Source organism: Rhodococcus sp. DT1 (assembly GCF_049844875.1).
GTDB lineage: Bacteria > Actinomycetota > Actinomycetes > Mycobacteriales > Mycobacteriaceae > Rhodococcus.
The window spans coordinates 322,062-344,312 of sequence record NZ_JBNCLW010000003.1; the positions used below are offsets into that span (position 1 = coordinate 322,062).

Annotated in this window: 20 protein-coding genes; 11 read left to right on the forward strand and 9 right to left on the reverse strand. The window is 67.6% G+C overall.

Annotated elements, in window-relative coordinates; all coding sequences use genetic code 11:
- Positions 1-206 precede the first annotated feature (206 nt).
- Positions 207-1,355, forward strand: a complete 1,149-nt coding sequence (locus tag ACLQ3J_RS09250; protein ID WP_425902910.1) for a cytochrome P450 — start codon at positions 207-209, stop codon at positions 1,353-1,355.
- A gap of 66 nt (positions 1,356-1,421) precedes the next feature.
- Here the strand turns inward: ACLQ3J_RS09250 and ACLQ3J_RS09255 are convergent, their stop codons facing one another.
- A complete protein-coding gene (locus tag ACLQ3J_RS09255) occupies positions 1,422-2,111 on the reverse strand; it encodes a hypothetical protein (protein ID WP_378527348.1) in 690 nt (229 codons plus the stop codon).
- Between the two features lie 45 nt (positions 2,112-2,156).
- Here ACLQ3J_RS09255 and ACLQ3J_RS09260 point away from each other — a divergent pair, with 45 nt between their 5' ends.
- Together ACLQ3J_RS09260 and ACLQ3J_RS09265 are read left to right on the forward strand one after the other, a co-directional pair.
- Positions 2,157-2,990 carry a helix-turn-helix domain-containing protein gene (locus ACLQ3J_RS09260; protein ID WP_425902912.1) on the forward strand — a complete coding sequence of 278 codons (834 nt, stop codon included), beginning with the start codon at positions 2,157-2,159 and terminating at the stop codon, positions 2,988-2,990.
- Positions 2,991-3,014: 24 nt separating this feature from the next.
- The gene (locus ACLQ3J_RS09265; RefSeq protein WP_425902914.1) at positions 3,015-3,473 is read left to right on the forward strand and encodes a VOC family protein; all 459 of its coding nucleotides are present in this window, start codon (positions 3,015-3,017) and stop codon (positions 3,471-3,473) included.
- Here the strand turns inward: ACLQ3J_RS09265 and ACLQ3J_RS09270 are convergent.
- Together ACLQ3J_RS09270 and ACLQ3J_RS09275 are read right to left on the reverse strand one after the other, a co-directional pair.
- Positions 3,455-4,513: a glutathione S-transferase family protein gene (locus ACLQ3J_RS09270; protein ID WP_425902915.1), complete on the reverse strand. Its 1,059-nt coding sequence runs from the start codon at positions 4,511-4,513 to the stop codon at positions 3,455-3,457. The two genes, ACLQ3J_RS09265 and ACLQ3J_RS09270, sit on opposite strands and share 19 nt — an antisense overlap.
- Positions 4,514-4,546: 33 nt before the next feature.
- Positions 4,547-5,239, reverse strand: coding sequence for a GNAT family N-acetyltransferase (locus ACLQ3J_RS09275; protein WP_425902917.1), 693 nt, complete (start codon positions 5,237-5,239; stop codon positions 4,547-4,549).
- A gap of 37 nt (positions 5,240-5,276) precedes the next feature.
- Between ACLQ3J_RS09275 and ACLQ3J_RS09280 the strand changes: the two genes are divergently transcribed.
- The 4 genes from ACLQ3J_RS09280 to ACLQ3J_RS09295 all read left to right on the forward strand — a co-directional run bounded on the left by ACLQ3J_RS09280 (position 5,277) and on the right by ACLQ3J_RS09295 (position 9,837).
- The gene (locus tag ACLQ3J_RS09280; protein ID WP_425902919.1) at positions 5,277-6,788 is read left to right on the forward strand and encodes an MFS transporter; all 1,512 of its coding nucleotides are present in this window, start codon (positions 5,277-5,279) and stop codon (positions 6,786-6,788) included.
- A gap of 94 nt (positions 6,789-6,882) precedes the next feature.
- Positions 6,883-7,941 carry a class I adenylate-forming enzyme family protein gene (locus ACLQ3J_RS09285; RefSeq protein ID WP_425902920.1) on the forward strand — a complete coding sequence of 353 codons (1,059 nt, stop codon included), beginning with the start codon at positions 6,883-6,885 and terminating at the stop codon, positions 7,939-7,941.
- A 113-nt stretch (positions 7,942-8,054) separates the two neighbouring features.
- Positions 8,055-8,816 (forward strand): crotonase/enoyl-CoA hydratase family protein, encoded by a 762-nt coding sequence (locus ACLQ3J_RS09290; protein ID WP_425902922.1) that lies wholly within the window; start codon positions 8,055-8,057, stop codon positions 8,814-8,816.
- 43 nt (positions 8,817-8,859) lie between these two features.
- Positions 8,860-9,837, forward strand: a complete 978-nt coding sequence (locus ACLQ3J_RS09295) for an adenosine deaminase (protein WP_296548910.1) — start codon at positions 8,860-8,862, stop codon at positions 9,835-9,837.
- 15 nt (positions 9,838-9,852) lie between these two features.
- Here the strand turns inward: ACLQ3J_RS09295 and ACLQ3J_RS09300 are convergent, their stop codons facing one another.
- The gene (locus ACLQ3J_RS09300; RefSeq protein ID WP_169621688.1) at positions 9,853-11,160 is read right to left on the reverse strand and encodes a D-arabinono-1,4-lactone oxidase; all 1,308 of its coding nucleotides are present in this window, start codon (positions 11,158-11,160) and stop codon (positions 9,853-9,855) included.
- A 75-nt stretch (positions 11,161-11,235) separates the two neighbouring features.
- On the opposite strand from ACLQ3J_RS09300, the gene ACLQ3J_RS09305 reads away from it, so the two are divergent.
- From ACLQ3J_RS09305 to ACLQ3J_RS09315, 3 genes are read left to right on the forward strand one after another with little or no spacing between them, the layout of a single operon-like run.
- Entirely contained in the window at positions 11,236-11,904 is a 669-nt protein-coding gene (locus ACLQ3J_RS09305) for a TetR/AcrR family transcriptional regulator (protein ID WP_169652632.1), read from the forward strand.
- 44 nt (positions 11,905-11,948) lie between these two features.
- A complete protein-coding gene (locus ACLQ3J_RS09310; protein ID WP_425902923.1) occupies positions 11,949-13,124 on the forward strand; it encodes an amino acid deaminase/aldolase in 1,176 nt (391 codons plus the stop codon).
- Between the two features lie 34 nt (positions 13,125-13,158).
- The gene (locus ACLQ3J_RS09315) at positions 13,159-13,773 is read left to right on the forward strand and encodes an alpha/beta hydrolase (protein WP_296548916.1); all 615 of its coding nucleotides are present in this window, start codon (positions 13,159-13,161) and stop codon (positions 13,771-13,773) included.
- A gap of 115 nt (positions 13,774-13,888) precedes the next feature.
- On the opposite strand, the gene ACLQ3J_RS09320 is transcribed toward ACLQ3J_RS09315, so the two are convergent.
- From ACLQ3J_RS09320 to ACLQ3J_RS09330, 3 genes are all read right to left on the reverse strand, one after another.
- Entirely contained in the window at positions 13,889-15,691 is a 1,803-nt protein-coding gene (locus tag ACLQ3J_RS09320) for an AMP-dependent synthetase/ligase (protein ID WP_296548918.1), read from the reverse strand.
- 173 nt (positions 15,692-15,864) lie between these two features.
- Entirely contained in the window at positions 15,865-16,503 is a 639-nt protein-coding gene (locus ACLQ3J_RS09325) for a phosphoribosyltransferase family protein (RefSeq protein ID WP_169621693.1), read from the reverse strand.
- 69 nt (positions 16,504-16,572) lie between these two features.
- Positions 16,573-17,847 (reverse strand): TrpB-like pyridoxal phosphate-dependent enzyme, encoded by a 1,275-nt coding sequence (locus ACLQ3J_RS09330; RefSeq protein WP_169652637.1) that lies wholly within the window; start codon positions 17,845-17,847, stop codon positions 16,573-16,575.
- A 143-nt stretch (positions 17,848-17,990) separates the two neighbouring features.
- Between ACLQ3J_RS09330 and ACLQ3J_RS09335 the strand changes: the two genes are divergently transcribed.
- Positions 17,991-19,829, forward strand: coding sequence for a DEAD/DEAH box helicase (locus ACLQ3J_RS09335; RefSeq protein WP_169621695.1), 1,839 nt, complete (start codon positions 17,991-17,993; stop codon positions 19,827-19,829).
- 8 nt (positions 19,830-19,837) lie between these two features.
- On the opposite strand, the gene ACLQ3J_RS09340 is transcribed toward ACLQ3J_RS09335, so the two are convergent.
- Both ACLQ3J_RS09340 and ACLQ3J_RS09345 read right to left on the reverse strand, forming a co-directional pair.
- A complete protein-coding gene (locus ACLQ3J_RS09340) occupies positions 19,838-20,353 on the reverse strand; it encodes a DUF664 domain-containing protein (protein WP_425902925.1) in 516 nt (171 codons plus the stop codon).
- Complete coding sequence (locus tag ACLQ3J_RS09345; RefSeq protein ID WP_425902927.1) at positions 20,350-22,251, reverse strand: ABC transporter ATP-binding protein; 1,902 nt, start codon at positions 22,249-22,251, stop codon at positions 20,350-20,352. The genes ACLQ3J_RS09340 and ACLQ3J_RS09345 overlap by 4 nt, the downstream gene beginning before the upstream one ends.

The window sequence follows — 22,251 nt, forward strand, 5'->3', positions numbered from 1 at the left end:
ACCGGTGAGAACCCCCTTGCACTCGGCCACGCGGCACCGTGCCACGAGCCTTCGTGAGCTTACGTGCAGGACCGCGACGACTCACGATGTCCGCATGGCGGGAATGGGCACACGACGAGTTCACGAGGGTGGACGCAAACGCACCCGGGGAGCGGTTCAGGGGCGGCACACTGGACACGCCCGTACCGCTCCGACGAGGAGGGCACATGTCCGACGAAATGCCCGTGGACTGGGACCCCCGCTCGTCTGCCGTTCAGGACAACCAGATCGCCGCCTACGACGACATGCGGCACCGGTGCCCCGTGGCCCACAGCGCGTATGGCAATTGGGCGGTGTTCCGCCACGCCGACGTGGTGCGCATCCTCGACGACCCCGCGGCCTTCAGCAATCGGGTCTCCCCTCGACGGTCCGTCCCCAACGGCATGGACCCGCCCGAGCACACCCTGTTCCGCGACATCAACGACCGGTACTTCACTCCGGAACGGATGCGCGCCTTCGAACCCGACTGCCGCGAGGTGACGCGCGGACTGCTGGACGCGCTCGGCGACGGGGAAGTGGAAATCATGTCGGCTCTGGCCGAGCCGTTCGCGAACCACATGCAGTGCCGATTCATGGGCTGGCCCGAACGGTTGAACGAACCGCTCCGCGAGTGGGCCCGCAGGAATCGCGAGGCCACGCTCGCACTCGACCGTGAGGCGATGGCCGCCGTCGCCGGCGAGTTCGACACCCACATCCGCGAACAACTCGACGAGCGGCGTGAGAACCCCACGCACGACGTGACCTCCGAACTGCTCGCAGAGCGGGTCGACGGAAGGCCGCTCTCCGACGACGAACTCGTCTCCATGATCCGCAACTGGACGGTCGGGGAACTGAGCACCATCAGCGCGGGTGTCGGCATCGTCGCGTCATTCCTGGCATCCCGCCCCGACGTGCAGAGTGTGCTGAGAGCCGAGCCGGACCGAATCCGCGCCGCGTGCGACGAGATCCTGCGAATCCGGCCGCCGCTCATCGCCAATCGGCGTCGCACGACGCGCGATGTCGTTGTCGCCGATCGCGCCATCCCGGCGGGCGAACGCGTCCTGGTGCTGTGGGCGTCCGCCGACCGTGACGAGGAGATCTTCGGCGAACCCGACGAATTCTCATTCGACCGTGACCCGGAACCGAACCTGCTCTACGGACGTGGCGTCCACGCGTGTCCCGGAGCACCGCTCGCGCGACTCGAACTGACCGTGCTCGTCGAGGAACTGCTCGGCGCGACCACCTCGCTGACCGCGGCCGAGGGCGCCCACCTTGTCTACGCCACCTATCCGGCCGGCGGGTACAGCGAGGTTTCGGTCTCGCTCGTACGGAGGTGAGCCGGGACCGTATCGGTACCCGGGTGTGGGACAGCCGCCGGACGTACGCGGACGGCACGTCCACCGTCAGGCCACGGGAGGCACCGTCCGGAGTTCGCTCCACGTCGCGGGCGGCGGGCCGAAGGCGTCGCGGGCGTTGGTGATGGTGCGCTTCCCGATCGCACGGTTGCCCGCGCCACCGATCGCGGCACCGATTCCGGCGGGGACCAGTTTGCCCAGCACCAGTGCGCTCCGTTTGGCGAGGTACTTGCGAACGAATCCCTTCACGAGCGAGTTGTTCACAACCTTCAACTGCTTGTTGTCGAGTTGGCCGGTGAGCGCCCTCGGCAAGTTCTTCATCGACGTGCCTGTGGCCGCCGCGACGATCTCCTTGCCGGTGTCGCCGAGCGCGACCGCCAGCACGAGTGCCCGTCGCTGTTCGTGGTCGTGGGGTTCGATGCCGTGTACGGCCGCGATCGCGAGGGTGAGCAGAGCCGACGCTTCGAGAAAGAAGATCGTCTCCGCGCCCACCGCGCCGAGTGCCGCGACGGTGCCCACTCCGGGGAAGGCCGCGGTCGCGCCCACCGCGGATCCGCTGCCCGTGACGCCGAGCAGGAACTGCTTTTCGAGACGCGTGATGATCTGCGCGGGGGATTCGTCCGGATGCGCACGACGCAGGAGGTCGACGTACTTCGCAACTGCGGGTCCCTGCAGCTTGCTGCCGTTGTCGAGCAACCGCACGAGCATTTTCTCGACGGGTCCCGTGGTGTCCTTCATTCGGCTTCTGTCCTCTTTCCGGCGGGAGCTGGTTACGCTTGTCGAGTGACCGGCTCTTCTGGCGCAGTCGGGGTTTCCCAGGGTGCTCGGCAGCGGCCTGCGCCGCTGCTGAGACCGTTCGTGCGTTGGTACGAAGGATATCGGCTGGCGGGCTTTCCGCCCGGAATCCACCGCGGTATGCCGTCACCGGAAGTTACGGTAATTATCACGTTTGGCGAGCCGGTCGCCTTGGTTCCCGACGCCGGACCGCCCGACACCTTCGACGCACTCGCGAGTGGTTTGTCGTCCGCGCCGGTGATCATCGCGCACACCGGATTCCAGCACGGAATCCAGTTGTCGCTCACGCCCGCGGGCGCCCGCGCCCTCCTCGGCGTTCCCGCTGCCGCACTGGGGTCGTGGGCTGTCGATCTCGAGGACGTGCTGGGTGTGGACTATCGGGAATTGAACGACGGTTTGGCCGGTACGCCGGCGTGGCCGGAGAGATTCGCGATTCTCGATCGCGTCCTCGCCAGACGCCTCGTGGCGAGTGGCGAGGTGGAAATAGAGAGCGCACTTTCGCAGGCGTGGCGGATGCTGGTGTCAGATCCCGGACATCCCGTTCGGACAGTGGCCGACGAAATCGGCTGGAGCCGTAGGCATCTCACCGGCCGGTTCGTCGCAGAATTCGGTCTCCCACCCAAAGAGGTGGCGAGGGTCGCGCGTTTTCACCGCTCACGAAGTCTGTTGCGAACCGCGGGACCACACCGCCTCGCAGACGTCGCCGCCGTGTGCGGCTACTACGACCAAGCCCACATGGCCCGGGAGTGGCGCGACCTCGCCGGTGTGCCCCCGTCCCGCTGGCTGGCCGAAGAAGTGTTCCCAATTGTCCAAGACGAGTGAGCCACCGGCGCGAAGACTGGGGTCATGACAAACACATCGGAGACCACAGCAACCACTACAACCACCGGCAGCGGATCGCTCGGCCACGCCCCCGGAGTGTGGCCGTGCCTGTCCTACAGCGACGCACGGGCCGCGATCCGGTTCCTCGTCGACACCCTCGGGTTCGCCGAAAGCGCCGTCTACGGGGAGGGGGACCGCGTCGACCACGCCGAACTGACGTGGCCGTACGGCGGCGGACTCATGCTCGGGTCCGTCAAGCGTGAGACCGAGTTGAGCCAGCATCCCGACGACGGCTCGGTGTATCTCGTCGTTCCCGAGGACTCCATAGCCGACGACCTGTACCGGAAGGTCGTCGACGCGGGGGCGACCATCACCGTCGAACTCCGTGACGAGGACTACGGATCACACGGGTTCACCTGCCGCGACCCGCACGGCGTGTACTTCAGCATCGGCACCTACCCCGGTCACGGATTCGGCGAGTGACGACGCGGCGCGTGGTCGGGAGGCGCGCTCTCGGCCACGCGCGGCGGCGGTGGCGGAGTGCCGTCGCCGAACGGCCGCCCGCCCAGGACTTCGCGTCCGTGCGGGCTGAGCCAATTCGCCAGATCGGGTCCCCGCGGAACGATCCTGGTCGGGTTGATATCTGTGTGCACCAGGTAGTAGTGCTGCTTGATCTGTACGAAATCGACGGTGTCGCCGAAACCGGGCGTCTGGAACAGGTCTCGGGCGTACCCCCAGAGCGCGGGAAACGCCGTGAGCGGATTCCGGTTGCACTTGAAGTGGCCGTGGTAGACCGGATCGAAGCGCACGAGGGTCGTGAACAGCCGCACATCGGCCTCGGTGATCGACTCGCCCACGAGGTAACGGCGGGTGCCCAGTCGTTCCTCGAGCTGATCGAGTCGCGCGAACAGCCGGTCGAACGACTGGTCGTACGACGCCTGCGAACCCGCGAACCCGCACCGGTACACGCCGTTGTTCACATCGCGGTACACGGCGTCGGCCACCTCGTCGATTTCGTCCCGCAACCTCTCCGGATACAACTCGGGTGCGCCATCGCGGTGATATCGCGTCCACTCGGTGGAGAAGTCGAGCGTCATCTGCGCATAGTCGTTGGTGACGACTTCGCCGGTCGGGACGTCGACGATCGCGGGAACGGTGATTCCCCGGTCGTACCCGGGGAACCGGGCGAAGTAGGCGTCCTGCAGCCGCGGGATGCCGAGTACCGGGTCGACGCCGCCGGGATCGAGGTCGAAGGTCCAGCTGCGGTCGTCGTGTGTGGGACCGCACAGGCCGAGCGACAGCGCGTCCTCGAGCCCCAGCAGTCGCCGTACGATCACAGCGCGGTTCGCCCACGGGCACGCCCGCGCCGCGACGAGCCGGTAGCGGCCGGGCTCAACGGGAAAGCTGTCGCGTCCGTCGGCGGTGATGCGGGTGTCGATGTACCGGGTGTCACGGGTGAAGCCGGAACCCGGCTCGACGTAGGTGCCGCCGGTCTTCTTGTCTGATTCGCGGTTCTTGGCCACGGCGCACCTCGCTCTGTCTCGGGCCGACGCGTATCACGGGTCGGCGGGTAGTCGCACGGTCATCTGTGTTCCCCATCCGGTGTACCCCGACACCGCAGCGAGTCCACGCGCGGCGGCGTTGCCCCGCCGCACACGGGACATGGGGATCAGGCCCGTGTCGAGCGCGTCGTGGGTCGCGAGCGTCGTCACGGTCGCGGCGAGTCCGATCCGCCGGTACTCGGGTGCGGAGATCACACGCACGTCGGCGAGCAGCGAATGCAGTTCGCGGTAGCCCGCTCCGGCGAGGGGCCGGCGATCGTCGTCGAGCAGAACGAACGATCGGCTCGGCCACGCGAGCGGCAGATCGGTTTCGGTCACGTCGTCCGGAGGGCAGTGGCGCAAGAGCTCGGCGAGGTCCTCGGCCTCGTGGGAGACGAGGGGGTCGCGTACGCGCGTCGCGTCCACCCAGTCGGCGCACAGTCCCAGGTCCTCGATGCGTACCGCGCGCCCGCCTGTGGCGTTGCGTACCGCGGTCTCGTCGATCCGGTCGGGCGTGAGTTCCGCGATCGCCGACACAGCCGATTCGGGACCGACCACCGCGACGGCCTCGCCCACCCGCAGGATGCGAAGGGTGCGCGTCGTCGCGTCCACGCGCAGTACCGCACCCGGCGTGGTGAGCGCGTTGTCGGCGAGTCCGAGCGCACGGCACCATGCCAAGGTGGCGATGCTCGAGAGATGCGGGTCCACCGGGATACCGTAGACCTTCGAGGAGCGGAGGGGTTTCGTGAGCGGTGTTACCGAGGGGAGCGGTGCGGCCACATCGGAGGGGACCGGTGGGCAATGGGCAGCGTTGGCCGCGCTGTGCCTCGGGTTCTTCATGATCCTGGTGGACAGCACCATCGTCGCTGTGGCGAACCCGGCGATCCTGCGTGCGTTCGACACCGACATCGACAGCGTCGTCTGGGTCACCAGCGCCTACCTGCTCGCGTATGCGGTCCCGCTACTGGTCACCGGACGCCTGGGCGATCGTTTCGGCCCCCGGCGGATGTACCTGAGCGGTCTCGTCGTGTTCACGGGAGCGTCGCTGTGGTGCGGCATGTCGTCGACGGTCGAGATGCTCATCGTGGCGCGCGTATTCCAGGGGTTCGGCGCCGCGATGATGTCGCCGCAGACGATGACCGTGATCACCAGGATCTTTCCGCCCGACCGCCGTGGCAGTGCCATGGGGTTGTGGGGCGCGGTGGCAGGCATCGCGACGTTGGCCGGTCCGCTCGCCGGCGGTGTTCTGGTGGACACGCTGGGGTGGGAGTGGATCTTCTTCGTGAACGTCCCCGTCGGTATCGTCGGTTTCCTTCTCGCCGTCCGGTATGTGCCGGTCCTGCCCACTCACGCCCACCGCCTCGACATTCCCGGCGTGATTCTGAGCGGACTGGGCTTGTTCTGTCTCGTGTTCGGCATCCAGGAAGCCAACTCGTACGACTGGTCCGTGCGGGTGTGGTTGCTGATCGGTGCCGGCATCGCGTTGCTGGTGGTGTTCGTCCGGTATCAGGCGGTCACCCGCGGCGAGCCACTCGTGCCGCTCGTGTTGTTCCGCGACCGAAACTTCTGCCTGGCGAACGTGGGGATCGCCTCGATCGGCTTCGCGATCACGTCCGTGATGCTGCCGTTCATGTTCTACGCCCAGGCGGTGCGGGGGCTGAGCCCGACCGGCGCAGCAGTGCTCATGATTCCGATGGCGGTGCTGAGCGGGGTGCTCGCACCGGGCGTGGGCCGTCTCGTGGACCGAGTGCATCCGAGAGTGATCGCGTCCGTCGGGTTCGCTCTCCTCGCCGTCGCGTTCGCATGGCTGTCGCTGGTCATGACGCCCGACACGTCCACTCTGCAGTTGTTGCTGCCGATCGGGCTGATGGGTGTCGCGAGCGCCGCTATCTGGTCGCCGTTGTCGGCGACCGCCACCAATCACCTCTCGCGGGACCTGGCCGGTGCGGGATCGGGTGTGTACAACACCACCCGGCAGGTCGGGGCGGTGCTCGGCAGCGCGGCACTGGGATCGCTCATGGCAGCGCGACTGTCGGCGAACGGCTTGGGCAGCGGTGGTGCGTCCGAGCTCGATGCCCTCGAGATGCCGGTCTCCTTGCACGAACCGTTCGCGGCGGCGATGGCCCAGTCCATGTGGCTGCCGACGGCAGTCCTGCTGGTGGGGCTCGTCGCGTCGCTGGCTTTCGAACGTCCGCGGAGTCAGAGACTGCGGCGCGAGGCGGGCGCGCAGACTGCCGCCGAGAGCGCCGCACTGTGACCCGGCGTGCGCGTTCCACGCCGCTTTGTCGTTCACGCCCCCCGAGTGTGACGCGCGCCATATAGTTCAACCACGCGCAGCCGTGGGAGGTGGCATGTCATTGGCGGTGGTGGAGATTCCCGCTGGGGCCGGGTGGTTGAGGGACGAGCGTGTCACGCGCCGTTCCGGAGGCATCCTCCAGTACGAAGGGCTCGAACCGTGCCTGGCGGAACTCCTCGACCGCAGTGCGCTCAGATTCTCGAACAATGTTGCAGCGGTTGATCGTTCGGGGAACACCCTGACCTACCGCGAGCTGTGGTCGGCTGCCGCGAGGGTCGCGGGCGGGTTGCTCGACCAAGGCGTCGGACCGGCAGACCGGGTGGTCGTGGACTACTGCAACGGCTTCGAGTGGCTGCGAGCGTTTCTCGGCGTCGTACTCGCCGGTGCCGTGCCCGTTCTGCCCGATCCGGCATGCAGCGAAGCCGAACTCGAGTGGATCGTGTCCGACAGCGGTGCAGTGCTCTGCCTCCAGGGCCCGCCGCCCGACGGCATCCCATTCCTCGACGGTGGAGCGTCGCCGGACGAACTCGCACTGCTGTACTACGTGCGCAGATGGGGCGGAGGCCTGCACGGGGTCGAACTGACCAACACCAACGTGCTGTCGACGATCGAAGCGGTTGCGCGCGCGATGAATCTGGCGGGGGAGAGTGCCCGCACGGTCATCACCGCGCCGCTGTCGACGTCGGTCGGATGCAGCGTGCAGTTGCTGCCCACGCTGGCGTTCGGCGGCACGGTGGTCGCGTCGGGTTCGCGCGGAATCAGGGTGCCGTGGCGGCATCCTCGTGCGTCGTTCCCCTCCGCGCGATGCGTCCGCGGATGGGGAGTGGCCGAGACGGGCGGCATCGGGTTGTTGCTGCCGTCCGAGTACCGCAAGCAGCATCCCCGCAGTGTGGGTGTCCCGTTCGGGGGAATCGAGGTGGGTCTCCTCGGCCCCGGCGCCGAAAGCGGTGTCGGTGAGTTGCTGTGCCGGGGTCCCAGCGTCGCGAGACGCTATTGGAACGACCCGGTAGGGACGGCCGACACGTTCTCGGACGACGGGTGGTTCCGTACCGGCGACCAGGTGTACATCGACGACGAGGGGTTCGTCTATCCGGTGGCCGTGCGGGTGGCGTGAGCGGTGGGACACGACATTCTCGCGACCGCCGGCGTCCGGTATACACCGGGTAACCGAATTCTCCGGCCGAGCGAGCGGGGACGGTCCGCACCCCACAACAGAAGGATGCTTTCATGTCCGACGAAGTCCTGCTCGAGCGTCGTGGCCGAGTCCTCGTCATCACCATCAACCGGCCCGACGCGCGAAACGCAGTCAACGCGGCGGTCAGTCGCGGTCTCGCCGACGCGGTCGACACCCTCGACGAGGACGCCGGACTCTCGGTCGGTGTGCTGACCGGCGCCGGCGGGAACTTCTGCGCCGGCATGGACCTCAAGGCATTCGTCGCGGGTGAGAACGTTGCGATCCCCGGCAAGGGACTCGGCTTCACCGAAGCCCCGCCCCGCAAGCCGCTCATCGCGGCAGTCGAAGGTTTCGCGCTGGCCGGCGGCACCGAACTGGTTCTCGCGACCGATCTGGTGGTCGCCGCGAAGAACGCGAAGTTCGGCATCCCCGAGGTCAAACGAGGTCTGGTCGCGGCAGGCGGTGGCTTGCTGCGGCTTCCGTCCCGCATTCCGTACCAGAAGGCGATGGAACTGGCTCTCACCGGCGACTCCTTCACCGCGGAAGACGCCCACGGCTTCGGTTTCGTCAACACCCTGACCGAGCCCGGTGCGGCACTCGACGGCGCTCTCGCGCTTGCCGAGCGCATCACCGCCAACGGTCCGCTGGCGGTGGCGGTGACCAAGGAGATCATCGCCAAGTCGGTGGACTGGGCGTCGGACGAAGCGTTCTCGAAGCAGATGGAACTGGCCGCTCCCGTGTTCGTCTCCGAAGATGCGCGCGAAGGTGCGACGGCATTCGCGGAAAAGCGGCCACCCGTGTGGCAGGGCCGCTAGTGCCCTGAGCAGGGCCGGAAGAGCCGACAGAGAGGACACGCCCGTGACATCGAGAGACGATCTCGGCGATGTGGATCGGCACGCGTCGCCGGAAGATGCACTGGCCGAACTGCACGTGCACATAGAGGGCACGCTCGAGCCGGAACTGATGCTCGAACTGGCCGAACGCAACCACGTGACGTTGCCGCACGGAGACGTCGACTACCTCCTGTCCGGGCACGAGTTCTCGGGGTTGCAGTCGTTTCTCGATCTGTACTACGCGAACATGGAGGTTCTCCGTACCGCCGAGGACTTCTCCGATCTCGCGCGCGGCTACCTTGCGCGCGCTGCACGCGCCGGGATCACCCACGCCGAGTTCTTCTTCGATCCGCAGGCGCATGTGGTGCGCGGAGTCCCGCTCGAGGACGTGGTGGAGGGACTGTCCGATGCCGTCGCGGTGTCCCGCCGGGAGTTCGGTGTCGACGCGGCCATGATCGCCTCGATCGTGCGTGACCATCCGGTACCGGACGCCCACGCGATCTTCGGCGAGCTGATGCGGCTTCAGGCCCCGATCGTCGCGCTCGGTCTCGATTCGGCGGAGGTCGGGTACCCGCCGTCACTCTTCGAAGACGTCTTCGCGCGCGCCCGGGCGGAGGGTCTGCACATCACCGTGCACGCCGGGGAAGAGGGGCCGCCCGAGTACGTGTGGCAGGCACTCGATCTGCTCGGTGCCGAACGCATCGACCACGGGATTCGTTCGCTCGAAGACCCTGCTCTCGTCGAGCGCCTCGTCGAGGAGCAGATCCCGCTCACCACCTGCCCGTTGTCGAACGTGAGGTTGCACGTCGTCGAGTCGCTGTCAGTGCATCCGTTGCACCGGATGCTCGATGCAGGCCTGGCGGTGACCATCAACTCCGATGACCCCGCGTACTTCGGCGGTTACGTCGACGACGTGTTCGCTGCCTTGCACGACGAGCTCGGTCTCACCGAAGAGGAGCGGAAGCTCCTCGCCCGCAATTCGATCCGAGCCGCGTTCACCTGAGCGCGGCGGCGCCGGTCATGCGCCGAGCACTCGGTCGAGATACGGATTGGCGAACATGCGGGCGGGGTCCACGCGATCGCGGACAGCCAGGAAATCGTCGAATCGTGGGTAGGCCGCACGCAGGTCGGCGGCGGCGCGTCCGTGCATCTTTCCCCAGTGCGGACGGCCGTCCACCGCGCGCATGATCGACTCGACCGCATCGAAGTACGCGCGGTGATCGCGCCGGTGATACTGGTGCACTGCGACGTACGCGGTCTCGCGGCCGTACGCGGTCGACAACCAGACGTCGTCCCGTGCGGCGAAGCGCACCTCCACGGGGAACCCGATCCGGGTGCCGCTTGCCTCCAGCCAGGAGTCGATCTCGTGGAGCACCTCCGGCAGGGCCTCGACCGGGACGGCGTATTCCATCTCGCGGAAGCGGACCCGGCGCGGGGACGCGAACACCCGGTAGCTGCGGTCGACGAAGGTGCGGGCGGACAGGGCACGCGAGGCGATCCGGTTGAGCTGCGGGATGGCGCCGGGAGCGCGGGTGCCGACGTGCTGGAAGGCTCCGAAGACGCCGTTGGAGAGGACCTCGTCGTCGAGCAGTCCTCTGAACCGTCCGACCGGCTGGGTGGGCGCGGCGCCGTCGAGTCGGGTGTTGTGTTTGGTCAGCACACCGTCGGTGTGGGGAAACCAGTAGAACTCGAAGTGGTCCACGCCGGTCCGCAGCGACTCGATGTCTTCGAGTGTCTCGTGCAAGGACGACGGCGCTTCGTGTGCGCGCAACCGGAACGCCGGCACGCAGTCGAGGGTGACCGTTGCGAGGATACCCAGTGCGCCGAGGCCCAGCCGTGCGGCTTCGAACAGCGCCGGGTCGTGCTCGGGTGAACATTCCGCCACGCTTCCGTCGGCGAGGACGACGGTCAATCCCTGCACCGAAGCCGCGAGGCCCGTGAAACCCGTTCCGGTGCCGTGTGTTCCGGTCGAGATGGCGCCCGCGATGGTTTGGACGTCGATGTCGCCGAGGTTGGGTACCGCCAGTCCCATCTCCCACAGCATCGCACTCAGGTCGCGCAGGCGCGTGCCGGCGGACACGGTCACGAGGGCTCCGGTGGGGGTCTGTTCCGTCGAGAGGATCCCCGAGAGAGCGCCGAGCGACACCAGCGTGCCGTCGGTGACGGCGACGCCTGTGAACGAATGGCCCGCGCCCACCGCCTTGACGTGCTCGCCGCGCCGGGACGCGCGCGCAACCACGGCGACGAGGTCGTCGATCGTGCGGGGGGTGTCGAAACGCCGGGGTGACGCCGCTTCGGTCCGCGCCCAGTTGTGCCAGGTTGCCATCACACAATCATGATCTTGGACAAGCGTTCAGGTCAATAGCCACACCGGAGTGACGCCGGGATCTACGATCGGACCATGCTGAATCGGTTGCCCGCGGATGAGCGCCGGACACAACTCGTCGAGTCGGCGCTCGCGCTCGCCGAGCAGGGAGGAGTGGGCGCGGTGACCGTCCGTGCGGTCGCCGAGAAGGCCGGCGTATCCCTCGGCGTCGTGCACTACTGCTTCGAGAACAAGGAAGCGCTCGTCGTCGCGATGGCGGAAACGCTCATCGACCAGCTGGGAGAGGCCATGAACGCGGCCTTCGACATTCCCGACGACGTGCCCGGCCCGGAGGGGCTGGGCGGACTCCGTCAGCTTCTGCACGCGGGCCTCACCGCGATGTGGCCCGCTCTCGAGTTCACGGCCGGACGCCAGCTGCTCACCTACGAGATCACCGCGTACTCGTTGCGGCACCGGCCCGCCGGGATCGCGCCCACCGGTGCGGGTTCGCCCGTTGCCAGCGGCGACATCGCGGCACTGCAGTACCAGCGGATGGACGACCATGCCGGCCGCTTCCTGCTGGCGTGCGCCGATCGATCCGGCACCGAATGGATCGAACCCGTCCCGAGCCTCGCGCGACTTGCTCTGGCGTTACTCGACGGGCTTGTGCTCCGCTGGCTCGTCGATCAGGACGACGACGCGGTAACCATCGAACTGGACAACCTGGCGGAGATCATCGCCTCCCGCGCCATCGAACGACCGTGATCGACCCGACCGACGTTTCCGACCGACAACCGGATGGATGTGCCTTGCTCCACGCTGCCCTCGACCGACTCGACGCCGCCACCACCGAGCTCGATCCGCCTTTCGCCGCACTCGACCTGCAGACCCTGCGCGGCAACGCGCGGGACTTGCTCCGGCGTGCGGGAGGCACGCCCGCCCGGGTCGCGAGCAAATCGGTGCGGTGCCGCGCGGTCCTCGAGGAGGTTCTCGGCCCCGGACTGACGGAGCGTGAGGGATTTCGGGGGATCATGGCGTACTCCCTGCGGGAGGCGTTGTGGCTCGTGGAACAAGGAGCGCGCGACGTACTGATGGGCTACCCGACTGTCGACCGGGGTGCACTGGCCGAATTGGCTTCCCGCCCTGCCGCGCTCGACTCCATCACGTTGATGATCGACTCGGACGCGCACCTGAGCATCATCCGTAATGCCATGGGGGAGGCGCGTGTACGGCCGCGGGTGTGCGTGGATGTCGACGCATCGCTTCGCGTCGGACCGGTGCACCTGGGGGTGCGGCGTTCGCCGCTGCGCACCCCGGACCAGGTGGCCGCGCTGGCGCACCGTGCAGACTCCGCCGGCTTCGCCGTAGTCGGAGTGATGTTCTACGAAGCCCAGATCGCCGGTCTCCCGGACTCTTCGGCTCCGGTCCGCTGGGTCAAGCGCGCGTCCGCTGCCGAACTCGCCACCCGGCGCGGCGCCGTGGTCGACGCGGTGCGTGCCGTCGTCGGCGACCTCGAGATCGTCAACAGCGGTGGAACGGGTTCTCTCGAGGTCAGCTCCGCCGATGCGGTCGTCACCGAGGTCACCGCCGGATCGGGACTCTACGTCCCCACCCTGTTCGACCACTACCGGGCGTTCACGCCCCAGCCGTCGCTCTTCTTCGCGTTGCCCGCGGTGCGGAAACCCGCAGCGGCGATCACGACCTTGTTCGGCGGCGGGTACATCGCCTCGGGACCGGCCTCCACCTCGCGGGTGCCGCGCCCCGTGCGCCCTGCGGGACTGAGATTGCTCCGTAACGAGGGTGCCGGCGAGGTGCAGACACCGGTGACGGGTCGTGCGGCACGGGACATCCCGATCGGCGACCGGGTCTGGTTTCGGCACGCGAAGGCCGGTGAACTGTGTGAGCGTTTCGATCGGTTGTACGTTGTGGACGGCGAAACCCGCGTCGAGGTACCCACTTACCGTGGCGAGGGTCATTGCTGGTGAACGGCCGGCGGTGACCGGATGGAAGGATGCGCCCATGCCTTTCTTCCCGGGAAGCACCGGCCGGATGCATTGGCGGCACTGGTCCGTCGACGAACCCCGCGCCGGAGTGGTCTTCGCGCACGGGATGGGGCAGCACACCGGTCACTACCACCGATTCGCCGGAGGACTCGCCGCGCACGGCATCGCACTGTGGGGCCTCGATCTGGCAGGGCACGGATTGTCGGAAGGGCAACCGGGGCAGGTCGGAGACACAGCGGACCATGCCGCGGATCTCGCGACACTCACCGCTGTCGCCGAACCGAGTGGAGTGCCGCTCGTGCTCATGGGCCATTCGCTCGGCGCGGCGTCGTCTCTGGCACTTCTGCGCTCCGATGCCGCACGATTCCGCGGTGTGGTGCTGTGCGGCACCCCGCGCCGGGCTGCCGTTCCGGAGACCGCGGCTCTGCTCTCCGCGACCGGCCTGGCGGCCCTCGGACTACACGGCCTCGACGACAGGCTGGCTCCCGTCGGACCCGTGCGCGAGTGGGCCGCGTCGATCCCCTCCCTGCGGTGGCGGGACTTTGCCGATGCGGGGCACGACCTGCTGCACGAGCCGGGACACCGGCTCGTGACGGACGAGGTCGCCGGGTTCGTGCTCGAGGTGTCGTGAACGCGCCGGGCGGCGGCGTGCCCGATGGTGTGACCCAGCTGGTGTGAAACGCACTGTGCCCCTCGCCGGTCGGGCGAGGGGCACAGTGCGCAGTGTTGCTACGAAGCTGTCTCGATCAGTTGTAGATCGAGGCGATCTCCGAGCCGTGCTTCTCGTGGATGATGTTCCGCTTGAGCTTGAGCGTCGGCGTCAATTCGCCTGTCTCGATGCTGAAGTCGGTATCGAGAATCCGGTACTTCTTGATCGCTTCGGCCTTGGACACCTTCTTGTTGGTGTCGGCGACCGCAGTGTCGATCTCGGCGATCAGGTCCGCGTTCTTGATCAGGTCGGCGACGGGAGTCCCGGCCGGCAGGCTGTGGCGCTCGAGCCAGCCCGGCAGCGCCTCCTGATCGATGGTGATCAGTGCGCCGATGAAGGGCTTCGAATCACCGACGACGAGCACCTGGCTGATCAGCGGGTGCGCACGCAGCGAATCCTCGAGGATCGCCGGAGCGACGTTCTTGCCGCCCGCGGTGACGATGAGTTCCTTCTTGCGGCCCGTGATCGAGACGAAACCGTTCTCGTCGATCGCACCGATGTCGCCGGTGTGGAACCAGCCCTCGCGAATCGCGTCCTTGGTGGCTTCGTCGTTCTGCCAGTAACCCTCGAAGACCTGGGGGCCCTTGAGCAGCAGTTCGCCGTCTTCGGCGATCTTCGCGGCGCAGCCGTTGAACGGCTTGCCGACACTGCCGATCTTCTGTGCGGCGGGGGTGTTCATGATGATGCCGCCGGTGGTCTCGGTCAGGCCGTAGCCCTCGAGCACGTTGACGCCGACTCCGCGGAAGAAGTGTCCGAGGCGCGCGCCCAGTGCGGCGCCGCCGGCGACGGCCATGCTCGCCTTGCCGCCGAGAGCAGCACGAAGCTTGCCGTAGACGAGCCGGTCGAAGACCGCGTGCTTGATCTTCAGGCCCAGGCCCGGTCCGCCCGTCTCGAGCGCCTGGCTGTACTGGATCGCGACGTCGGAGGCCTTTTCGAAGATCTTGCCCTTGCCGCCGTCGTAGGCCTTCTGCTTCGCGGAGTTGTAGACCTTCTCGAAGACCCGGGGCACCGACAGGATGAAGTCGGGCTGGAACTCGGCGAACTTGTCGAGCAGGGTCGTCAGATCCGAGGTGTGCGCGACCGTCACCCGGCTGTCGAAGGCCGCGAACGAGATCAGACGTGCGAAGACGTGCGCGAGCGGCAGGAAGAGCAGCGTGCGACGGCCGGCTTGCATGCTCTCGGGCAGGGCGATGGCGCACGCCGTCGACTCGGCGTAGAGGTGACGATGCTTGAGCAGAACACCCTTGGGGCGGCCCGTCGTGCCCGAGGTGTAGATGAGGGTCGCGCCGGATTCCGCGACGACCTGAGCCCGGCGTTCCTCGACCTGCTCGTCGGTGATCGCCGCGCCGCGGGCGATGAGTTCCTCGACGGCGCTCTTGCCGCCGGAGCCGGGCTCGATCGTGAGCATTTCGCGAAGGGCGGGTGCGGCGTCGGCGACCTCGCGCACGACGTCGGCGTACTCGTCCTTCTCCACCACGAGAATCGAGGTGCCCGAGTCTTCGAGGATCCACTTGGACTGATCGGCGGCGGAGGTCTCGTAGATGGCCACCGTGACGCCACCCGCGGTCCAGATCGCGTAGTCCAGCAGGACCCACTCGTAGCGGGTCCCGGAGAGGATCGCGACGCGGTCACCGAACTCGACGCCCGAGGCCATCAGGCCCTTGGCGACACTGCGGACCTGGTCGGCGAACTCTCGTGCGGAGACCTTCACCCACTTGCCGTCCATGGGCCGCTCGAACGCTACGAACTCCGGGGATTCCTTCTCGTGCCGGAACACCGAATCGGCCATCGAGACGTTCTCCGGAATCGAGAACGACTGTGGTACGGCAATCTCACTCACTGCGACCCTCCATCTTTTTGAATCTGCGGTGTGCATTGCATCACAGTTCATTGGGATTTGCATCACCCGGGCGTCCGAATTGCGAATAATTTACAGTCCGATAAGCGTGATGTGCACAACACAACCTACCGCCGGGTAATGGGCACGATGCTACATGGTCGATGAGTTGCAGATCACAATCGAGTGCTGCGAAGGATCCGGACGGCCTCGTCGTCCTCGAGCTGATGGAAGTCGTCGTACGCGGCACCCACGCTGTTCGTATCGCGCGGAATCCACGGGCAGAGCACCTCGTCGGCGACCCGGGCAACCCGGCGGGCAGCCTCGGGGGAGGCGACGGGCACGGCCACGATCACGACGACGGCGCCGCTCGCACGCGCCGCCAGGCACGCCACCGCGACCGTGGCGCCGGTAGCCATCCCGTCGTCGACGATCAATGCGGTGCGGGCCGACAACTCGAGTCGCGCGTGCCCGGCGCGGAGCAGGGCGGCACGCCGCTCGAGTTCCGTGCGCTCTCGCGCTTCGACTGCATCGATCGTGTCGTCGTCGATCCGGCTCACCCGGACGACGTCCTCGTTGAGGACGCGGAACCCGCCCTCCGCGATGGCTCCCATCGCAAGCTCGGGATGCCACGGCACCCCGAGTTTGCGCACCACCAGAACGTCGAGCGGTGCGCTCAGAGCGAGGGCGACTTCCCGCGCGACGGGGATCCCCCCGCGCGGCAGAGCCAGCACCACGGGATCCCGAGTGTCGCGCAGGTGCCTTGCCGCGCGGGCGAGCTTCCGCCCGGCGTCCTCTCGAGAGGCATACGGCACCTCTCCAGTATGGGCCGGACGGCACGTCGTGGACCGCGTGCCGCCCGGATCGGCTACCGCCCGGATCGGCTAAGTCAGGCGCCCGGAGAGATAGGCGTCGTAGGCGGGCAGGTCGAGCTGGCCGTGTCCGGACAGGCCGATCACGATGACCTCGGGCTCGGTGAGCCCCCGGGCGTAGTCGGCGGCTGCCGCGATCGCGTGGGACGCCTCGGGGGCGGGAACGATTCCCTCGTTCCGCGCGAACTCGACCGCGGCGGCGAAGGCGTCGGTCTGACGGACCGCGCGGCCTTCGACGTATCCGAGTTCGACGGTGTGGCTCAGCAGCGGCGCCATGCCGTGGTACCGGAGCCCACCCGCGTGGATCGGATCGGGAATGAAGTCCTGTCCGAGGGTGTGCATCTTCAGCAGCGGCGTCAGTCCGGCGATGTCGCCGTGGTCGTACCGGTACTCACCCTGCGTGATCGAGGGGCACGCGGTCGGCTCGACGGCCACGACACGCGTTCTCGCTCGACCGTGGATCACTTCCCGGATGAAGGGGAACGCCAGGCCGGCGAGGTTGGAACCGCCACCGGCACAGCCGAACACGACGTCGGCGTTGTCCTCGCCCGCTGCGCGTAGCTGTTCGACCGCTTCCAGCCCGATCACCGTCTGGTGGAGCACGACGTGGTTGAGCACGCTGCCGAGCGTGTACCGGGCGTGCGGGTCCTTCACCGCGACCTCGACGGCTTCGGACACGGCGATGCCGAGCGAGCCCGGGGTGTCGGGGTCCCGGGCGAGCACCGCACGCCCCGCCTCGGTCAATTCCGACGGGCTCGCGTGGACCGTGCCGCCGTAGGTCTCGATCAGGAAGCGCCGGTAGGGCTTGGAGTCGTACGAGGCGCGCACCTGCCACACCTCGAGGTCGATACCGAACTTGGCGCACGCGAACGCCAGTGCCGAGCCCCACTGCCCGGCGCCGGTCTCGGTGGTCAGCCGGGTGACCCCGTCGAGGGAGTTGTAGTAGGCCTGCGCGACGGCGGAGTTGACTTTGTGACTGCCTACAGGGCTGACCCCTTCGTACTTGACGTAGATGCGGGCCGGGGTCCCCAGTGCCTTCTCGAACGAGCGGGCGCGGATCAACGGCGTGGTGCGGTAGTTCGCATACGCCTCGCGGACGGGGTCCGGGATCGCGATGTCCGTCTCGGTGGACAACTCCTGTTCGATCAAGCCTGTCGCGAACAGTGGTGCGAGATCGTCGGCGGTCACCGGTTCGCGGGTGCCGGGATGCAGGTGTGGAGGAGGCGCGACGTCCAGATCTCCGGCGATGTTGTACCAGTGGGTGGGGATGGCCTGGGAGTCCGGCACAGCGGCGGTCCTCTCGTTGTCGGGGAAGGCGTGGTCGCGTGCCCTAAGGTGTGAGCGAACACGCCCTGGCAGGGAGGTGAAAGCACTCTCATAGCCGGGGTATGGCGCGGCAAGCCGCACCGATCCGATAAACTGCTGGTCAAATGAGTGAAATCGAAGACGCCCCCAACCAGGAGACCGCAGCTATCACGTTTGCCGATCTCGACATCGACCCCCGTGTGCTGCAGGCCCTTTCGGACGTGGGTTACGAGACCCCGTCGCCGATTCAGGCGGCGACCATACCACCACTGCTGGAGGGACGGGACGTCGTCGGTCTCGCTCAGACCGGCACCGGCAAGACTGCCGCATTCGCGGTGCCGATCCTCTCGCGGATCGACACCACGAAGAAGCGGCCGCAGGCGCTGGTCCTTGCGCCGACCCGCGAGCTTGCACTGCAGGTCGCGGAAGCTTTCGGCAAGTACTCCACACACATCCCCGGGCTGCATGTGCTGCCCATCTACGGCGGCCAGGCCTACGGCGTTCAGCTGGCCGGATTGCGCCGCGGCGCACAGGTCATCGTCGGTACCCCCGGACGTGTGATCGATCACCTTGCCAAGGGCACCCTCGACATCTCGGAACTCGAATACCTCGTCCTCGACGAGGCCGACGAGATGCTGACGATGGGCTTCCAGGAAGACGTCGAGCGGATCCTCGCCGACACCCCGGAGACCAAGCAGGTCGCGTTGTTCTCGGCGACCATGCCGGGCGCGATCCGCCGTCTGTCGAAGAAGTACCTGAAGGACCCGCAGGAAATCACCGTCAAGTCGAAGACGACGACCTCTGCGAACACCACCCAGCGCTGGGTGTCGGTATCCCATCAGCGCAAGCTCGACGCCCTCACCCGGATCCTCGAGGTCGAGTCGTTCGAGGCCATGATCATCTTCGTCCGCACGAAGCAGGCCACCGAGGATCTGGCAGAGAAGCTGCGCGCCCGTGGGTTCTCCGCCGCCGCGATCAACGGCGACATCGTGCAGGCGCAGCGTGAGCGCACCATCGGCCAGCTCAAGAGCGGTGCGCTCGACATCCTCGTGGCGACCGACGTCGCGGCACGTGGCCTCGACGTCGACCGCATCAGCCACGTGGTCAACTACGACATCCCGCACGACACCGAGTCGTACGTGCACCGCATCGGCCGTACCGGTCGCGCCGGACGCACCGGTGACGCGCTGCTGTTCGTGACCCCTCGTGAACGGCATCTCCTCAAGTCGATCGAGCGGGCCACCCGCCAGCCGGTCGCCGAAATGCAGTTGCCGAGCATCGACGATGTCAACGCGCAGCGTGTGTCGAAGTTCTACGACGCGATCACCGAGGCGCTCGCGTCCGAGAACCTCCAGTTGTTCCGCACCTTCATCGAGGACTACGAGCGCGAGCACGACGTACCGCTCGCGGACATCGCGGCCGCTCTGGCCCTGATGTCGCGCGACGGCGAGTCGTTCCTCCTGGAGCACGAGCCCGAACCCGTCGCCGCTCCGCGCCGTGAACGCGAGCCGCGCGAGCGCCCCGCGCGTCGATTCGACGACGGTCCGAAGGTCGGTCGCGACGGCCAGGAGATGGCTACCTACCGGATTTCGGTGGGCAAGCGGCACCGCGTGCAGCCGGGTGCGATCGTCGGTGCCATCGCCAACGAGGGTGGCCTCCGCCGCGGCGACTTCGGACACATCAGCATCCGCGCCGACCACAGCCTGGTGGAACTCCCGAAGGATCTGCCGGCGCAGACGCTCGACGCGCTGCGGGCAACCCGCATCTCGGGTGTGCTCATCCAGTTGCAGCCCGATTCGGGTGCACCCGGAGGCCGGCCGAGCAGCAACTACCGTGGTCGCGACGACCGCGGCGGCGACCGGCGAAGCGGTGGCGAGCGCCGCGGCAGCGGAGACTTCACCCACCGCAAGGACCGCGGCGACCGTCGCGAGCAGAGCGGCGGCGGATTCCGTGGCCGCGACTGACCGTCAGGTCACCACGTCGCACCGCTGAGCGTAGCGGCGGTCGCGCCGTCGATCGATTCACGAATGACGTCGGCATGACCGGCATGACGAGCCCACTCCTCGATCTGGTGTAGAGCAAGAAACCGGACGGTGAGTGGGCCGTCGTGTATCAGCCACCGGGCGATATCTGCCGGCAGGTCGACGACACGGTCGAGGTCGGGTTCGGCGCGCAGCACCGCGGCGAACTGTTCGGCGACGGCGTCGAGTCGTGCGAGCCGGCCTGCCGCGCTGTCGGCGTCGTCGACCAGCCACGCCGACTGCCAGTCCTCGACGGGATCGCGGTCCGGGTTCACGGTGCCCGCGATCCGGTCGGCGGCAGCGGCGTGCCCTTGCACGAGATGGTTGTGCAGTGACGCGAGGCTGAGCGACGACGCGCTCGGCACAGAACGTGCCTGTTCCTCGGTCAGGTCCGTCACCGCATTGCGAAGCGCCGAGTACTGGTTGTCGAGCAGTGAGAGGATCAGTTCCGATTCGTTCGTAGTCATGACCCCAGTGTGGGAACCAACGCGGACGACTTCGGTCCTGAATCGGCGAACTGGGTTCGGTGGAGTTCTTCGTAGCGGCCCCCCGCCGCGAGGAGTTCGGCGTGGGTGCCGCGCTCGACGATTCGGCCGTCCTCGACCACCAGGATCTGGTCGGCGGCCCGGATGGTGGACAGTCTGTGCGCGATGACCACCGATGTCCGTCCCGCGAGTGCTTCGGTGAGTGCTTCCTGCACTGCGGCTTCGGACGTCGAGTCCAGGTGCGCGGTGGCCTCGTCGAGAATCACGACCTGCGGATGGGCGAGCAGCAGACGCGCAATGGTGAGCCGCTGGCGTTCGCCGCCGGACAGGCGGTAGCCCCGTTCGCCCACCACGGTGTCGAGTCCGTTGGGCAGTGACCCGATCAGGTCGGCCAGTCGCGCGCGGCGCAGGGCGTCGAACAGTTCGTCTTCGGTGGCGCCGGGCCGGGCGAGGAGCAGATTCGCTCGCACACTGTCGTGGAACAGATGTCCGTCCTGGGTCACCAGTCCCACGGTGCTGCGGATCGAATCCGTGCTCAGGTCGCGCACGTCGACCCCGCCCAGCGACACGGAGCCGGTGTCCACGTCGTAGAGACGCGGAATCAATTGTGCAACAGTCGATTTACCGGCACCGGACGATCCGACGAGGGCAACCATGTGCCCCGGCTCCACCCGGAACGACAGATCGTGCAGCACCGTCTCACCGCCGCGGGAATCGAGCACCGCGACTTCCTCGAGCGACGCGAGCGACACCTTGTCGGCAGAGGGATACGCGAAGCTCACGTCTCGGAACTCCACCGATACCGGGCCTTTGGGCACGTCGCGGGCGTCGGGGGACTGCTTGATGAGCGGTTCGAGATCGAGAATCTCGAAGACCCGCTCGAAGCTCACCATCGCGCTCATCACGTCCATGCGGGCACTGGCCAGCGCGGTGAGCGGGGCATAGAGGCGGGTGAGCAGCATGGCCATCGCGACCACCGACCCGGGGTCCAGTTGGTCGCGCAGCGCGTAGAAGCCGCCGAGCCCGTAGACGAGCGCGAGCGCGAGCGCGGACACCAGCGTCAGCGCCGTGACGAAGACGCTCTGGAGCATCGCGGTACGCACGCCGATGTTGCGCACCCGGCGCGCGCGGACGGCGAACTCGGTCGATTCCTGGGACGGCCGGCCGAACAGCTTGATCAACGTGGCGCCGGGCGCCGAGAACCGTTCGGTCATCTGGGTGTTCATCACCGAGTTGTGGTTCGCCGCTTCGCGGCTCAGTTGCGCGAGCCTGGTCCCCATGTGGCGGGCGGGCACGATGAAGATGGGGAGCAGCAGCAGTGCGAGCAGGGTGATCTGCCAGGAGATCCCGAGCATCACCACGAGGGTGATGACGAGGGTGACGAGGTTGCCGACCACCCCGGACAGGGTGTCGCTGAAGGCGCGCTGCGCGCCGATCACGTCGTTGTTCAGACGAGAGACGAGTGCGCCGGTGCGCGTGCGCGTGAAGAATGCGACGGGCATGCGCTGTACGTGGTCGAACACCGTGGTGCGCAGATCGAGGATCAGGTCTTCGCCGATGCTCGAGGACAACCACCGGTTGGCGATGCCGAGCCCGGCCTCGACGAGTGCGAGCGTGGCGATGATCACGGCGAGCCACACCACCACCGACACTGCGGCGTTGTCCACGATCGCATCGACCACGCGGCCGGCGAGGACCGGTGTCGCGACGCCGAGCGCGGCGATCGCGACGCTCAGGAGGAGGTAGATGGTGATGTTCCGCCGGTGCGGACCGGCGAACGCGGCGATCCGCTTCAGCGTGGCGCGCGAGAACGGGCGTCGATCGCTCTCTGCGTGCATCGCGTTGTACATCGCGTTCCACGCGGTGATTTCCATGCTCAT

Bases quoted from the DNA above. Each gene is read 5' to 3' on its own strand.
- ACLQ3J_RS09250 (WP_425902910.1), top strand. From the start codon at position 207: ATGTCCGACGAAATGCCCGTGGACTGGGACCCCCGCTCGTCTGCCGTT.
- ACLQ3J_RS09255 (WP_378527348.1), bottom strand. From the start codon at position 2,111: ATGAAGGACACCACGGGACCCGTCGAGAAAATGCTCGTGCGGTTGCTC.
- ACLQ3J_RS09265 (WP_425902914.1), top strand. From the start codon at position 3,015: ATGACAAACACATCGGAGACCACAGCAACCACTACAACCACCGGCAGC.
- ACLQ3J_RS09285 (WP_425902920.1), top strand. From the start codon at position 6,883: ATGTCATTGGCGGTGGTGGAGATTCCCGCTGGGGCCGGGTGGTTGAGG.
- ACLQ3J_RS09290 (WP_425902922.1), top strand. From the start codon at position 8,055: ATGTCCGACGAAGTCCTGCTCGAGCGTCGTGGCCGAGTCCTCGTCATC.
- ACLQ3J_RS09300 (WP_169621688.1), bottom strand. From the start codon at position 11,160: ATGGCAACCTGGCACAACTGGGCGCGGACCGAAGCGGCGTCACCCCGG.
- ACLQ3J_RS09305 (WP_169652632.1), top strand. From the start codon at position 11,236: ATGCTGAATCGGTTGCCCGCGGATGAGCGCCGGACACAACTCGTCGAG.
- ACLQ3J_RS09315 (WP_296548916.1), top strand. From the start codon at position 13,159: ATGCCTTTCTTCCCGGGAAGCACCGGCCGGATGCATTGGCGGCACTGG.
- ACLQ3J_RS09335 (WP_169621695.1), top strand. From the start codon at position 17,991: ATGAGTGAAATCGAAGACGCCCCCAACCAGGAGACCGCAGCTATCACG.
- ACLQ3J_RS09340 (WP_425902925.1), bottom strand. From the start codon at position 20,353: ATGACTACGAACGAATCGGAACTGATCCTCTCACTGCTCGACAACCAG.
- ACLQ3J_RS09345 (WP_425902927.1), bottom strand. From the start codon at position 22,251: ATGAGCATGGAAATCACCGCGTGGAACGCGATGTACAACGCGATGCAC.